General features: G+C 74.6%; 11 protein-coding genes. 6 read left to right on the top strand and 5 right to left on the bottom strand.

Translation table 11 applies throughout. The features are described 5' to 3' along the window. Window position 1 precedes the first annotated feature (1 nt). Genes fdh through nrfD form a run of 3 tightly spaced genes read left to right on the top strand, consistent with a single transcriptional unit; the run spans window position 2 to window position 4,960 of the window. Complete coding sequence (gene fdh, locus AB0J53_RS08670; protein ID WP_364170112.1) at window positions 2-3,196, top strand: formate dehydrogenase; 3,195 nt, start codon at window positions 2-4, stop codon at window positions 3,194-3,196. A gap of 1 nt (window position 3,197) precedes the next feature. Further along, the gene (locus tag AB0J53_RS08665) at window positions 3,198-3,953 is read left to right on the top strand and encodes a 4Fe-4S dicluster domain-containing protein (RefSeq protein WP_364170110.1); all 756 of its coding nucleotides are present in this window, start codon (window positions 3,198-3,200) and stop codon (window positions 3,951-3,953) included. Further along, on the top strand, window positions 3,950-4,960 hold the full coding sequence (gene nrfD, locus AB0J53_RS08660; RefSeq protein ID WP_364170107.1) for an NrfD/PsrC family molybdoenzyme membrane anchor subunit: 1,011 nt from the start codon (window positions 3,950-3,952) through the stop codon (window positions 4,958-4,960). Before AB0J53_RS08665 ends, nrfD begins: the two co-directional genes overlap by 4 nt. A 75-nt stretch (window positions 4,961-5,035) precedes the next feature. Here nrfD and AB0J53_RS08655 read toward each other — a convergent pair whose 3' ends face one another. Next, on the bottom strand, window positions 5,036-6,565 hold the full coding sequence (locus AB0J53_RS08655; RefSeq protein WP_364171033.1) for an MDR family MFS transporter: 1,530 nt from the start codon (window positions 6,563-6,565) through the stop codon (window positions 5,036-5,038). A 139-nt stretch (window positions 6,566-6,704) separates the two neighbouring features. Here AB0J53_RS08655 and AB0J53_RS08650 point away from each other — a divergent pair, with 139 nt between their 5' ends. Further along, the gene (locus tag AB0J53_RS08650) at window positions 6,705-7,286 is read left to right on the top strand and encodes a TetR family transcriptional regulator (protein ID WP_219505642.1); all 582 of its coding nucleotides are present in this window, start codon (window positions 6,705-6,707) and stop codon (window positions 7,284-7,286) included. A 70-nt stretch (window positions 7,287-7,356) separates the two neighbouring features. On the opposite strand, the gene AB0J53_RS08645 is transcribed toward AB0J53_RS08650, so the two are convergent. Then, a complete protein-coding gene (locus tag AB0J53_RS08645; protein WP_364170103.1) occupies window positions 7,357-7,698 on the bottom strand; it encodes a YciI family protein in 342 nt (113 codons plus the stop codon). Between the two features lie 154 nt (window positions 7,699-7,852). Between AB0J53_RS08645 and rfaE2 the strand changes: the two genes are divergently transcribed. Beyond that, entirely contained in the window at window positions 7,853-9,283 is a 1,431-nt protein-coding gene (gene rfaE2, locus AB0J53_RS08640; RefSeq protein ID WP_364170100.1) for a D-glycero-beta-D-manno-heptose 1-phosphate adenylyltransferase, read from the top strand. A 34-nt stretch (window positions 9,284-9,317) separates the two neighbouring features. Continuing rightward, window positions 9,318-10,352: a glycosyltransferase family 9 protein gene (locus AB0J53_RS08635; RefSeq protein WP_364170097.1), complete on the top strand. Its 1,035-nt coding sequence runs from the start codon at window positions 9,318-9,320 to the stop codon at window positions 10,350-10,352. Window positions 10,353-10,432: 80 nt separating this feature from the next. Here AB0J53_RS08635 and AB0J53_RS08630 read toward each other — a convergent pair whose 3' ends face one another. The 3 genes from AB0J53_RS08630 to xylB all read right to left on the bottom strand — a co-directional run bounded on the left by AB0J53_RS08630 (window position 10,433) and on the right by xylB (window position 14,209). Then, window positions 10,433-10,636 carry a cold-shock protein gene (locus tag AB0J53_RS08630; RefSeq protein ID WP_049575752.1) on the bottom strand — a complete coding sequence of 68 codons (204 nt, stop codon included), beginning with the start codon at window positions 10,634-10,636 and terminating at the stop codon, window positions 10,433-10,435. A 234-nt stretch (window positions 10,637-10,870) separates the two neighbouring features. Next, window positions 10,871-12,202, bottom strand: coding sequence for an ROK family transcriptional regulator (locus AB0J53_RS08625; protein WP_364170094.1), 1,332 nt, complete (start codon window positions 12,200-12,202; stop codon window positions 10,871-10,873). A gap of 594 nt (window positions 12,203-12,796) precedes the next feature. Beyond that, window positions 12,797-14,209 carry a xylulokinase gene (gene xylB / locus AB0J53_RS08620; RefSeq protein WP_364170091.1) on the bottom strand — a complete coding sequence of 471 codons (1,413 nt, stop codon included), beginning with the start codon at window positions 14,207-14,209 and terminating at the stop codon, window positions 12,797-12,799. Window positions 14,210-14,270 lie beyond the last annotated feature (61 nt).

Here is a 14,270-nt window from a genome sequence, read left to right as displayed (position 1 = left end):
GATGAACGGCTGGCCGCTGCTGCGGCAACTCATGGGCGGGGACCCCACCGGGCGGGGGCGGGCGGTCAGGTCCGCGCGCACCGACCGGCTGGAGGCGCGGACGGCGACGGCGGACCGGGTGGTCAAGTCCGTCTGCCCCTACTGCGCCGTCGGGTGCGCGCAGAACGTCTACGTCCGCGACGGGAAGGTCGTGCAGATCGAGGGCGACCCGGACTCGCCGGTCAGCCGGGGCCGCCTGTGCCCGAAAGGCGCGGCCAGCCTGCAGCTCACCACCGGCTCCGGCCGCCTGGACAAGGTCCTTTACCGGCCTCCACACGCCGCCGGCTGGCAGGAGCTCGACCTGGACACGGCGATGGACATGGTCGCCGACCGGATCATCGCCACCCGCCGCGCGACGTGGGAGTGGGAGCGCGACGGCGCGCGCACCGCGCGCACGATGGGCATCGCCTCGCTCGGCGGCGCCACGCTGGACAACGAGGAGAACTACCTCATCAAGAAGCTGCTCACGGCGCTGGGCGTGGTGCAGATCGAGAACCAGGCGCGGGTGTGCCACAGCTCGACCGTCGTCGGCCTCGGCACCTCGTTCGGGCGCGGCGGGGCGACCACGTTCATGCAGGACCTGCAGCACGCCGACTGCATCGTCATCGAGGGCTCGAACTTCGCCGAGGCGCACCCGGTGGGCTTCCAGTGGGTGATGGAGGCCAAGGCGCGCGGCGCGACGGTGATCCACGTCGATCCGCGGTTCACCCGCACGAGCGCGCTGGCCGACCTGCACGTGCCGCTGCGGGCGGGCAGCGACGTGGCGTTCCTGGGCGGGCTGATCAACCACGTGCTGACCGAGGAGCGTTACTTCCGCGAGTACGTGGTCGCGTACACCAACGCCGCCACCCTCGTCGGCGAGGACTACCGCGACACCGAGGACCTCGACGGGCTGTTCTCCGGCTTCGACCCGCAGGAGCGCCGCTACGACCACCGGAGCTGGCAGTACGAGGGGATGCCGGTGATCTCGGCGGCGGGCGAGCGCGAGCAGCCGCAGGCGGGGCAGAGCGAGATGCACGGGGCGGGCGGCTCCAGCATGCGCGGCACGCCGACCCGGGACGAGACGCTGCGGCACCCGCGCTGCGTGATGCAGATCCTGCGCCGCCACTTCGCCCGCTACACGCCGGAGATGGTGGAACGGGTGTGCGGGGTGCCGCCCGAGCTGTTCGCGCGGGTCTGCCGCCACCTGACGGAGAACTCCGGGCCGGACCGGACGTCGGCGTTCGTGTACGCGGTCGGGTGGACGCAGCACAGCGACGGCTCGCAGTTCATCCGGGCGGCGAGCATCCTGCAACTGCTGCTGGGCAACATCGGCCGGCCGGGCGGCGGCATCCAGGCGCTGCGCGGGCACGCCAGCATCCAGGGCTCCAGCGACATCCCGACGCTGTTCAACCTGCTGCCCGGCTACATCCCGATGCCGCACGCGCACCGCCACCAGCGGCTGGAGGACTTCCTGCGCGCCGACGCGCCGGTCAAGGGCTACTGGGCGCACATGCCCGCCTACCTGGTGAGCCTGCTCAAGGCGTGGTGGGGGCCGTCGGCGCGGCCCGACAACGACTTCCGCTTCGGCTACCTGCCCCGGCTGACCGGCAGCCACAGCCACTACGACACGGTGATGGCGCAGCTCGACGGCACCTGCAAGGGCTACCTGCTGCTGGGCGAGAACCCGGCGGTCGGCTCGGCCAACGCCCGCATGCAGCGCCTGGGCATGGCCGAGCTCGACTGGCTGGTGGTGCGCGACTTCAACCTGATCGAGAGCGCCACCTGGTGGAAGGACGGGCCGGAGATCGAGACCGGCGAGCTGTCCACCGCCGAGATCGGCACCGAGGTGTTCTTCTTCCCGGCCGCCGCGCACACCGAGAAGGACGGCAGCTTCACCAACACCAACCGGCTGCTGCAGTGGCACCACAAGGCCGTCGAACCGGCCGGCGACCGGCGCAGCGACCTGTGGTTCATGTACCACCTGGGGCGGATCATCCGGGAGAAGCTGGCCGGGTCCGCCGACCCGATGGACGCGCCCGTGCTCGACCTGACCTGGGACTACCCGGTCAGCGGGCCGACGGCCGAGCCGGACGCGGAGGCGGTGCTGGCGGAGATCAACGGCACCGACGCCGAGGGCCGGCCGCTGTCCGGCTACGACCAGCTCAGGAGCGACGGCTCGACGGCGTGCGGGTGCTGGATCTACTGCGGCGTCCACGCCGGCGGCGTCAACCAGGCGGCCCGCCGCAAGCCCGGCGCCGAGCAGGACTGGATCGCCGCCGAGTGGGCGTGGGCGTGGCCCGCCAACCGGCGGCTGCTGTACAACCGGGCCTCGGCGCGGCCCGACGGCAGCCCGTGGAGCGAGCGCAAGAAGCTCGTGTGGTGGGACGGGTCGGCCTGGTCGGGCTACGACGTGCCCGACTTCGAGCGGGGCAAGGCACCGGACTACCGGCCGCCCGAGGGCGCGGCCGGGGTCGAGGCGCTGTCGGGCGCCGACCCGTTCATCATGCAGGGCGACGGCAAGGGCTGGCTGTTCGCGCCCGCCGGGGTGCTCGACGGGCCGCTGCCCACGCACTACGAGCCGCAGGACTCGCCGGTAGCCAACGCCCTGTACGGGCGGCAGCGCAGCCCGGCGCGCAAGGTCTACCCGCACGTGCACAACCGCTACCACCCCAGCGGCGGCGAGGCGGGCGCGTCCGTCTACCCGTACGTCGTCACCACCTACCGGCTCACCGAGCACTTCACCGCGGGCGGGATGAGCCGCAGCACGCCCTACCTGGCCGAGCTGCAGCCGGAGATGTTCTGCGAGGTGTCGCCCGAGCTGGCCGCCGAGCGCGGACTCACGCACGGCGGCTGGGCGACGATCGTCACCGCGCGCAACGCCATCGAGGCCCGGGTGCTGGTCACCCAGCGGATGACGCCGCTGCACGCCGACGGGCAGGTGATCCACCAGATCGGGCTGCCGTTCCACTTCGGGCCCAACGGGCGGGCGCGCGGCGACGCCGCCAACGAGCTGTCGGCCATCTCGCTCGACCCGAGCTCGCACATCCAGGAGGTCAAGGCGCTGTCGGCGGACATCCGGCCCGGCCGGCGCCCGCGCGGCCCGGCGCTGCCCGAGCTCGTCCAGCACTACCGGCTGCGCGCCGGCATCACCGAGCGCACCGGAACGGAGGCGTGACATGGGCCGCGTCGGCTTCTTCACCGACACCAGCGTGTGCATCGGCTGCAAGGCGTGCGAAGTGGCGTGCAAGGAGTGGAACGCCGTCCCGGACGACGTCCTCGGCTTCACCGGCATGTCGTACGACAACACCAAGGGGCTGGGCGCGAGCACGTGGCGGCACGTGGCGTTCGTCGAGCAGCCGCAACCCGACTTCCGCTGGCTGATGGCCTCCGACGTGTGCAAGCACTGCACCGAGGCGGCCTGCCTGGACGTGTGCCCGACCGGGTCGCTGTTCCGCACCGAGTTCGGCACCGTCGTGGTGCAGGAGGACGTGTGCAACGGGTGCGGCTACTGCGTCCCGGCGTGCCCGTACGGGGTGATCGGCAAGCGGGAGGACGACGGGCTGGCTCACAAGTGCACGATGTGCTACGACCGGCTGGGGGCCGGGATGGAGCCGGCGTGCGCGAAGACGTGCCCGACGGACTCGATCCAGTTCGGCGACCTCGACGAGCTGCGCGAGCGGGCGTCGCGGCGGCTGGAGCGGCTGCACGAGGCCGGGGTGGGCTCGGCCCGGCTGTACGGCCACTCCCCCGCCGACGGGGTGGGCGGCACCGCGGCGTTCTTCCTGCTGCTGGACGAGCCGGAGGTGTACGGGCTGCCGCCGGACCCGGTGGTGACCACGCGGGACCTGCCGTCGATGTGGCGGCACGCGGCCGTGGCCGCGGCCGGGCTGCTGGCGGGGCTGGTGGCGCTGTCGTGGAGGGGGCGGTCATGACCGGGCTGACGGACGTGCGGCTGGACGGGGACCCGGCGCTGCCGCCGGGCCGCGACGCCGTGCCGGAGTCGCTGGGCCGGCCCCGGGAGCGGCGCATGGTGCCCCGGGCGGACTTCGGCTCCTACTACGGGCTGCCGGTGCTCAACGAGCCCACCTGGCAGGCGCACGACATCGGCGGTTACCTGTTCCTCGGCGGGCTGGCGGGGGCCTCGTCCACGCTGGCCGCCGCCGCCCACCTGACCGGCCGCCCCCGCCTGGCGCGGGCCTGCAAGACGGCGGCGCTGTGCGGGGTGACGGGCTCCCTGTACGCGCTCATCCACGACCTGGGGCGGCCGGGGCGCTTCCTCAACATGCTGCGCGTGTTCAAGGTGACCTCCCCGATGAGCGTCGGCACCTGGATCCTGACCGCCTACGGCCCGCAGGCCGGGCTGGCCGCGGCGACGGCGCTGGTGCCCGGACCCTGGCCGGGGGTCGCGAGATGGGCCACGGTGGGGGCCGGGCTGCTGGGACCGGCGCTGGCGACCTACACGGCGGTCCTGATCTCCGACACCGCGGTGCCCGCGTGGCACGGCGGCTACCGGGAGATGCCGTTCCTGTTCGCCGGGTCGGCGGCGGCGTCGGCGGCGGGGATCGGCCTGCTGGCCGCGCCGCTCGCCGAGGCGGCCCCGGCGCGGCGGGCGGCCGTGGCGGGCGTCGCCGTCGAGCTGGCCGCCGCCGCGCGGATGAAGCACCGGCTCGGCACGGTCGCCGAGCCGCTGCGGCGGGGCCGGGCCGGGCGGCTGCTGCGCCTTGGGCAGGCGCTGTCGGTCACCGGGGCGCTGGTCGGCCTGACCGCCGGCCGCCGCAGCCGCCGGGCCGCCGTCGTGGCCGGGGCCGCGCTGCTGGCCGGTTCGGTGTGCACCCGGTTCGGCGTGTTCGAGGCGGGGACGGCCTCGGCCCGCGACCCCCGCTACACCGTCGAGCCGCAACGCGCCCGGCTCACCGAGGAGGAGGACGACACCCAGTGAAGAAATACGTCCCGTTCGCGATGATCGTACTGATCACCTGCGCCGCCTCGTGGCTGGCGGCGCGCGCCCCGGAGGTCAGGCGGGAGCCTTCTCGCCCTCGGCGGGCTGGAGGTCGACGCTGTCGCGCAGCGTGATCCGCGGCAGGAACAGCGTGGCCACGACGCCGACGGCGGCGATGCCGGCCGAGATGAGGAAGATGTGCCCGGTCGCGTCGCCGTAGGCGGTGCGGATGACGGTCGCGAACGGCTCGGGCAGCGCCTCCAGGTTGAGCGAGCCGGCCGACTCGGCGGCGGCCGGGCCGGTGACGCCCGCCCTGGCCAGGCCCCGGGTGATGTCGGTGGCGACCTGCTGGGCCAGGACCGCGCCGAGCACCGAGACGCCGATGGTGCCGCCGAGCGAGCGGAAGAACGTGATGGCGCCGCTTGCCGCGCCCAGCTCGCGCAGCGGGACGGTGTTCTGGATGGCCAGGACGAGGTTCTGCATCGACATGCCGACGCCCGCGCCGACCAGCACCATCGCGCCGCCGATCAGCCAGAGCGAGGTGTCGTGGTCCATCGTGGACAGCACGAGGAACCCGGCGGTCAGCACGATCGACCCGCTGACGATGTACGGCTTGACGCGCCCGGTCTTCGACACCAGGTTGCCGCTAACGGCGGAGGAGACCAGCACGCCGAGCATCATCGGGATGGTGAGCAGCCCCGACTCGGTGGGCGTGTAGCCGCGGCCGATCTGGAAGTACTGGCCGAGGAAGACCGCCCCGCCGAACATCGCCATGCCGACCGCGAGGCTGGCCAGGATCGCCAGGGCGGGGGTGCGGCGGCGCACCACGTGCAGCGGCACGACGGGCTGGCTCACCCGTGACTCCACCCAGGTGGCGAGGGCCAGGACGGCGAGGCCGCCGCCGGCCATGACCGCGGTCTGCCAGGAGAGCCAGTCGAAGGAGTTGCCGACGAAGGTGATCCAGATGAGCAGGACGCTGACGCCGGCGGCGATGAGCGTCGCGCCCACGTAGTCGATCTTGACGTTCCGCGCGCGGACCGAGCTGACGTGCAGCGTCTTGTGCAGCAGGGCGAGCGCGGCGATGGTGAACGGCACCGCGACGAAGAAGCACCAGCGCCAGCCGAGCCACGAGGTGTCGGCGATGAGGCCGCCGAGCAGCGGGCCGGCGACGGTGGCCACGGCCATGACGCCGCCCAGGTAGCCGTTGTAGCGGCCGCGCTCCTTGGGGCTGATCATGGCCCCGATCACCACCTGGACCAGCACCTGCAGGGCGCCCATGCCGAGGCCCTGCACCGCGCGGAAGGCGATGAGCTGCCCGGTGTTCTGGGCGAACCCGCAGGCCAGCGAGCTCACCATGAAGATCACGATGGAGATCTGGATCAGCAGCTTCTTGTCGAACAGGTCGGCCAGCTTGCCCCAGATCGGCGTGGACGCCGTGGCGGCCAGCAGGGAGGCGGTGACCACCCAGGTGTACTGCGACTGGCTGCCGTTCAGCGCGCCGATGATCTGCGGCAGCGCGACGGACACGATCGTGCCGCTGATCATCGCGACGAACAGGACCAGCAGGAGCCCGCTGAGGGCTTCGAGAATCTGCCGGTGGGTCATCTGCCCGGGTGGTGCGTCCATGGTGGCGCTCACGCGATTTCCCCCAAATCCTCATCAAACGTGCAGAGGACACCCTACATTCGCACTGGGCAAGTTTGCGCACTGGGCAGTTATTCCCAGCCGGTAAGATGTCCGCATCATGGACAGCACGCTGGGCCTGCGGGAGCGCAAGAAGGCGGAGACGCGGCAGGCCGTGCACGAGGCGGCGCTGCGGCTCACGATCGAGCACGGCTTCGACGCCGTCACCGTCGAGGCCATCGCCGACGCGGCCAACATCTCCCGCCGCACGTTCTCCAACTACTTCGCCGGCAAGGAGGACGCCATCCTCTACGGCGACGAGCGGCGCATCCGGGCACTGGTCGAGCGGGTGCGCGCCGAGCCCGCCGACCGGCCCGCCTGGCTCGCGCTGCGCGGCGCCGTCCAGCGGCTCTACGAGGAGATCGGCGTCCCGGAGCGCGAGCAGGCGGTGCGCACCCGGCTGGCCATGAAGCACCCGTCACTGCTGGCCCGGCAGCTCGCCAACCACGCGGCCTTCGACCGGGAGCTGGCCCAGGCCCTCGCGCTGCGCCGCGGCGGCGGCGTGAGCCCCCGGGTGATGGCCGCCGCCTTCCTCGCCGCACTCCGGCTCGCCACGCACACGTGGATCGAGGAGGAGCAGGCCCGCCCGCTGCACGAGGTCATCGACGAGACGCTGGAGCAGATGGCCCGCCCCTTCACCTGACCCGCCCTTCACCTGGCTGCCCCTTCACCCGGCTGCCCCTTCGCCCGGCTCGTCCCGTCGTCCGGGCGGGTCAGCTCTCGTCGGGCACCGTGACGCCGAGCAGCGGCCGCACCTCGACGCCGCCGCGCACGACGGGCACCAGCTCGGCGATCGACAGCGCGTGGTCGTGGTCGCGCGCCTCGACGACCAGGACCCCGGCCAGCGCCTCCTCCGCCTCGGCGAACGGCCCGTCGGTCACCCGGCCGCCGCGCATCGCCGTGGCGGTCTCGGGCTGCTCCAGGGTCAGCCCGGCGACGAGCCGGCCGCCGAGCCCGGTGACCCGCCCGGGCAGGGCCCGGTGCGCCTCCTGGACGTCGTGCGGCAGGTCGGCGGGGGCGACGGCCTCGTACACGAGCACCGCGTAGCGGGCCATCACCCCACCTCCCCGCGGATCTCGAAATGCCGTGTCATGGTGTGTCTTCTCCCCCGTACGGCGAACAGGGTGCGCCGGAACGGGCAGCGTCACGGCAAAGCTTCGTTGGGCACCGTCTCTGTTTGGGCAGCGCTTCTCCAGGTAGACGCAGCGTATGAACAGCGACATCGAGGCCGTGGTCGTCGGCGACGTGATGCTCGACTCCTGGCTGCGCGGCCCGGTGCGGCGGATCGCCCAGGAGGCGCCGGTGCCGGTGGTCAGCGTGGAGGCCACCGACGAGGCGCCGGGCGGCGCCGGCAACGCGGCGGCGAACCTGGTGGCGCTCGGGGCCCGGGTGCGCCTGGTGGGCGCGGTCGGGGACGACGCCTGCTCGGGCACGCTCGCCCGGGCGCTCGAACTGCTGGGCGTGGACGCCCGGCTGGTGACCGTGCCGGGCCGCCGTACCCCGCACAAGCAGCGGCTGATGGTCGGCGAGCAGCTCATCGCCCGCTACGACGAGGAGGACCGCGAGCCGCTCGGCGGCGAGGCCGAGGAGCGCGTGCTGGCCGAGCTGGAACGGGCGCTGCGCGGCGCCGACGTGGTGGTGGCCTGCGACTACGGCGGCGGCGTCTGCACGCCGGCGGTGCGGCGGGCGCTGACCGGGCTGCCGGTGCTGGTCGTGGACGCGCACGTGATCACGCCGTGGCGGGAGTGCGGCGCGACCGCGATGCTGCCGAACTACGGCGAGGTGCTGCAACTGCTCGGCGAGGACGGCGACACCGCCGACCGGGTGCGCTTCCTCACCGACCGGTCCGAGCGGCTGCTGGCGGCGTCGGGGGCGCGGATGGTGGTGACGACGCTCGACGGCGAGGGCACGCTGCTGCACCGGCCGGGGCGGCCGCCGTACCGGACGTACGCCGATCCCGCGCCGGACCACATGACGACGGGGGCGGGCGACACGTTCACCGCGGCGTTCGCGCTGTGGCTGGCGGGCGGCGCGGAGCCGGAGCAGGCGGCGCGGGCCGCACAGGCGGCGGCCGGAGTGGTCGTGCGCAGGCCGGGCACCGCCACCTGCACCCGCCACGAGCTGCTGAAGGCGCTGCGCGGCGAGGACGAGCTGCTGCGCCCGGCCGACCGGCAGGCCGAGCGGCTCGCCGAGCGGCTGGACAAGCACCGGCGGCGCGGGGATCGGATCGTGTTCACCAACGGCTGCTTCGACGTGCTGCACCGCGGCCACGTCACCTACCTGGAACGGGCCGCGCAGCTCGGCGACGTGCTCGTGGTGGCCGTCAACAGCGACGCCAGCACCGCGCGGCTGAAGGGGCCGGGCCGGCCGATCAACTCGTGCGAGGACCGCATGTCGGTGCTGGCCGCGCTCGGCTACGTCGACTACGTGACCTCCTTCGAGGAGGACACGCCCGAGCGGCTGTTGCGGATGATCCGGCCCGACCTGTACGTCAAGGGCGGCGACTACACGGCCGCCATGCTGCCGGAGGCACCGCTGGTGCGGGCGATGGGCGGCGAGGTCATGGTGCTGGACTACGTCTCCGACCGGTCCACGACCGCGATCATCGAACGGGTGCGCTCGCTGCCGGAGCAGCCATGACCCCATTCGCGCGCCACCACGTCATGGAGCCGCCGTGAGGATCGCGGTGCTGCGGGCGAACGCGGTCGGGGACTTCCTGCTGGCGCTGCCCGCGCTGGAGGCGCTCAGCAGCCGCTACCCGGAAGCGGAGATCACGCTGCTCGGGCTGGACTGGCACGCGGCGTTCCTGCGCGGCAGGCCGGGGCCGGTGGCCGAGGTGGTGGCGCTGCCGCCGGTGACCGGCGTGTCGACGATGGAGGCCGGGCACCGGGCGCCGCCCGGGCTGTTCGCCCGGCTGCGGGAGCGGCGGTTCGACCTGGCGGTGCAGATCCACGGCGGCGGGCGGCACTCCAACCCGTTCGTGCGGGAGCTGGGCGCGGGCCTGACGGTGGGGCTGCGCGCGCCGGACGCCGAGCCGCTGGACCGGTGGGTGCACTACGGCGGCCACCAGCACGAGACGCTGCGCTTCCTGGAGGTGGCGGCGCTGGTCGGCGCCACCGCCGACCGGCTCGAACCGAGGGTGGAGGTCACCGCGGCCGACGCCGCCGAGGTGGCGGCCGTGCTCGGGGAGCCGCCGCCCGGCCTGGTCGCCATCCACCCCGGCGCGAACGACCCGCGCCGCCGCTGGCCGGTCGAGAGCTTCGCGGCCGTCGCCGACGCGCTCGGCCGGCCGGTCGTGGTGACCGGCAGCCGGGCCGAGCGGGACCTGGTCGCGGGGGTGGTGTCGGCGATGCGGCGGCCCGCCCTGCCGCTCGCGGGCGAGCTCGGCCTGGGCGGGCTGGCCGCCCTCTACCGGGCGTGCGACCTGGTGGTGGCCAACGACACCGGGCCGCGGCACCTGGCGGCGGCCGTGGGCACGGCGACCGTCGGCGTCTACTGGTGCGGCAACCTGATCAACGCGGGGCCGATCAGCCGGGACCGGCACCGGCCGCTGGTGTCGTGGACCCCGGCCTGCCCGGTGTGCGGGACCGACGGGCTCGACCCGGCCGTGCCGCGCTGCCCGCACGACCCGTCGTGGGTGGCCGGCATCCCGGTGGAGGCGGTGCTGGAGCAGGCGCACGACCTCCTGCGATCCGATCACCGGCCCTGATGATCGTGCTGCCGGCCGGGAAGGCGGAAGGCCCGCACCCTCGGGGGGTGCGGGCCTTCCGGTGAAGCCGTGTGAAGGGGTCAGGCCGGAACGATGTTCTCGGCCTGGGGGCCCTTCTGGCCCGCGGTGATGTCGAAGCTGACCTTCTGGCCTTCGCGCAGCTCGCGGTAGCCGTTGCCCGCGATGTTGGAGTAGTGGGCGAAGACGTCAGCGCCTCCACCGTCCTGCTCGATGAAGCCGAAGCCCTTTTCAGCGTTGAACCACTTCACGGTGCCAGTCGCCATGTCAATCTCCTTCGATTGGCGAAGAGTGCGGGGAAGCGCGGTTCGCGGATCCCGTGTCGCCGTAGTGACACCTGAGGAAGATGACCGCCGAAAACACAAATGCGCCCGAGGGTCACATCCCGCCAGGCGCACACGAAATCCATGGGTACCAGAACTGCAACGCCTAATACGCTAGCACGCTCCGCGCTCCCTGACGACGATCTCGCAAAGATCGACATCTGTCGTGGCGCCGCGTCATGACCAGAGTGCGGCGGGATCGTCAAGAATGCCCCGGACCGTCGCCAGCGCCGCCCCCAGCAGCGGGCCGCGACGGCCCAGCTCGGACACCGTCAGCGCCTCCGGGTCCCACGGCCGCACGGTCACCCGCGCCGCCAGCTCGCGCCGCATCGCCGGCAGCAGCCACTCCCCCAGCTCCGCGTAAGCGCCGCCGAGGACCACCGCCGCCGGGTCGAGCAGGTTCACCGCCCCGGCCAGCGCCGTCCCCAGCGCCGTCCCGGCCCCGTCGAGCGCCCGGACCACCGGCGTCTCCCCCGCCCGCGCCAGCTCCGCCAGCGCCGCCACCACGTCCGCGCCCGCCGGGGCCGCACCCACCGGAGCCGCACCCGCCGGAGCCGCACCCGCCGGAGCCGCACCCGCCGGAGCCGCACCCACCGGGGCCGCACCCACCGGGGCCGCACCCACCGGGGCCGCGCCGATCGCCGCCGGGAGCGGGAGGCCCGCGGCGCGCAGCACCGCCGCCTTGCCCGCGTACTGCTCCAGGCAGCCCCGGGCGCCGCACGAGCACGGGAACCCGTCCGGATGCACCGGCATGTGCCCGAGCTCGCCCGCCAGCCCCCGGGCACCGCTGAACAGCCGCCCGCCGACCACGAGCGCCGCGCCGATGCCGCTCTCCGCCGACACGTGCACGAAGTCGTCCGCCACCGGATGCGCCCACAGCTCGGCCAGCGCGCCCAGGTTGGCCTCGTTCTCCACGCGCAGCGGCAGCTCCCCCGGCCACAGCCCGGCGACGGGAACGTCGTGCCAGCCCAGGTTCGGCGCCCGGGCCACGGTGCCGGGCACGTCCCCCACCAGGCCGGGCACCGCCACCACCGCCGCGACCGGCCGCAACCCCAGCTCGGCGGCCCGCCGGGTGGCGTCGTCGGCCAGCTCCGACAGCGCCGCCATCACCCCGGCCGGGCCCAGCGCCGCGTTGGGGCTCTCGGCCCGGGACCACACCCGCACCTCACCGCGCAGGTCGGTGACGCAGGCGCCCAGATGCTCGACGCCCACCTCCAGCCCCAGCCCCGCCGGGCCGTCCTCGCTCACCGCCAGCGCCGTCCCCGGCCGCCCCACCCGGCCGCTCGCCGCCGGCCCCAGCTCGGTCAGCAGCCCACCGGCGAGCAGCTCGTCCACCAGGCTGGAGACCGCGGTCCTCGTCAACCCGGTCCGCCCCGCCACCGCCGCCCGCGACACGGGCCCGTGCGCGGCCACGGTCCCCATGACGAGCGCCAGGTTGTGCTGCCGCATCCCCTGCTGCGACGCCGGCCGCCCCCCGTCCTGCCGACGCGCCTGCTCCCAACGCCTCACACCCGCACCCCCGCACCAGAAACCCGCCCGCCTCCACCCCGAAGAGCCCCACCCTCCGCAGGGACGACTCCCCGTACGCGACTCACGCCCCCACGAGCAGCCTCCCAGCCGGAAGCGGCAAACCGTCCCCCCGCCCGCGCCCCCGTGCTCCCCGCAGGGCCGCCCCCTCGATCAACTCGGGAACCGGCACCGCCTTCCGCCGCACGCGGGGCCACGCCTTCGGAACCGGAAGCCCCCTGCGCTGGCCGCGCCCCAGCACGCGCACCGCCGCCGCTCCCACAGACGGGCCCGCCCCCCGCAGGGGCGGCGGCCCATACGGCGGTGGCAGCGCCGCGCCCGCTCCCCTGGGTGGCAGCCTTGCCCCCCAGACACGCGGGCCCGCCCTCCGCAGGGGCGGTGGCAGCGCGGTGCCCGCTCCCCCGGTCCGCAGGCTTGCCCCCCACGCACGCGGGCCCGCTCTCCGGAGGGGTGGTGGCGCGCGCAAGGGGCGCGCAGTCGGGGCCGGGTCCTTGGTGGGGGGTCTCGGCTGCAAGGGAGGTCGCCGGGGGAGGGGCGGTGCTTCCGGTGGGTGGGGGCATGGGGATCTTCCGGGGGTCAGGGGGTGGTCAGGAGACGGTCGGCACGGGGCAGCGTACCGGCGATCCTGTCCATCGCCTCGGCGTCCCGGGGGAGCGGGTCGAGGAGGGTGCCGCGGGCGGTCCCCCAGCGGCGGGCGACCTCGTCGGGGGCCTCGCCCGTGAGGAGGGCGGCCGCCTGGGCGGCGGCGCCGAGGGCGACGAGCTCGCCGGCGGCGGGGATGAGGACGGGCCGGCCCGAGAGGCGGCGGATGGTGTCGCGCCAGGCGGCGCCGCGCGCGCCGCCGCCGATGAGGACGAGCGGCACGTCCGGGTCGGGCTGTTCCCCGCCGGCGCGCAGGACGTCGTCGAGGGCGGCCAGGAGCGAGTGCGCGGCTCCGTCGTAGGCGGCCTGGAGCACCTGGCCGGCGGTGGTGTCGTGGCGCAGCCCGTACAGAAGGCCGGCGGCGTGCGGCAGGTTCGGGGTGCGTTCGCCGTCGAGGTAGGGCAGGACGACGGCGGTGCCGCCGGGCTCGACGGCGTCGCGGTCGCGGCCGAGCAGGGAGGCGATCTTGTCGACGGCCTGGGTGCAGTTGAGCGTGCAGGCGAGCGGCAGCCAGTTGCCGAGGGCGTCGGCGAACCCGGCGACGACGCCGGTGGGGTCGGCGGGCCGGCGCCGGGTGACGGCGTAGACGGTGCCGGAGGTGCCGAGGCTGAGCACGGGGGTGCCGGGGAGCAGGCCGAGGCCGAGCGCGGCGGCCATGTTGTCGCCGGTGCCGGCGGCGACGGGGGTGCCTTCGGCGAGCGGTCCGCCGGGGAGCGCCGTGCCGGCGAGGCCGGTGGTGACGCGGGGCAGTCTGGCGGGGTCGAGGCCGGCGGCGTCCAACAGGCCGGTGTCGTAGCCGGTGGGGGTCCACCAGCCGGTGCCGGAGGCGTCGCCGCGGTCGGTGACGGCCTGGCCGGTGAGGCGTTCGGTGAGGTAGTCGTGGGGCAGCCGGACGGCGGCGGCGCGGGCGGCATGGGCGGGCTCGTTCTCGGTCAGCCAGAGCCACTTGGTCAGGGTGAAGGCTGCGGTGGGGACGCTGCCGACGCGTTCGGCGAGCCGGTCGGCGCCGTGCTCGGCGACCAGGGCGGCGGCCTGGCCGGCGGAGCGGACGTCGTTCCAGAGCAGGGCGGGGCGTACGGGCTCGCCGGCGTCGTCCAGGGTGACGAGGCCGTGCTGCTGGCCGCCGACGGAGGCGGCGGCGGCGCGGGCGGCGTGGCCGGTGGCCTCGACGGCGGCGCAGAGGGCCTGCCACCACTGCCGGGGGTCGCTCTCGCGGCCGGCCCCGGAGGTGACGGTGTGGGGGGCGCGGCCCTCGCCGACGACGGCGCCGGTGTCCACGTCCACGGCGACGGCCTTGGCCGACTGGGTAGAGCTGTCGATGCCGATGACGACGCGCTGTGCCGACATGCTGCCTCCTGCGTTCCGGGGGCGGTCTTCCCTCCGCCGCCTTGGCATATTAATTTGTTTT

Origin of the sequence: Nonomuraea sp. NPDC049725, assembly GCF_040674795.1 — a bacterium.
Lineage (GTDB): Bacteria > Actinomycetota > Actinomycetes > Streptosporangiales > Streptosporangiaceae > Nonomuraea > Nonomuraea ceibae.
The sequence above is the reverse complement of the archived record's forward strand: the minus strand, read 5'-3'. Positions and strand labels throughout refer to the sequence as shown.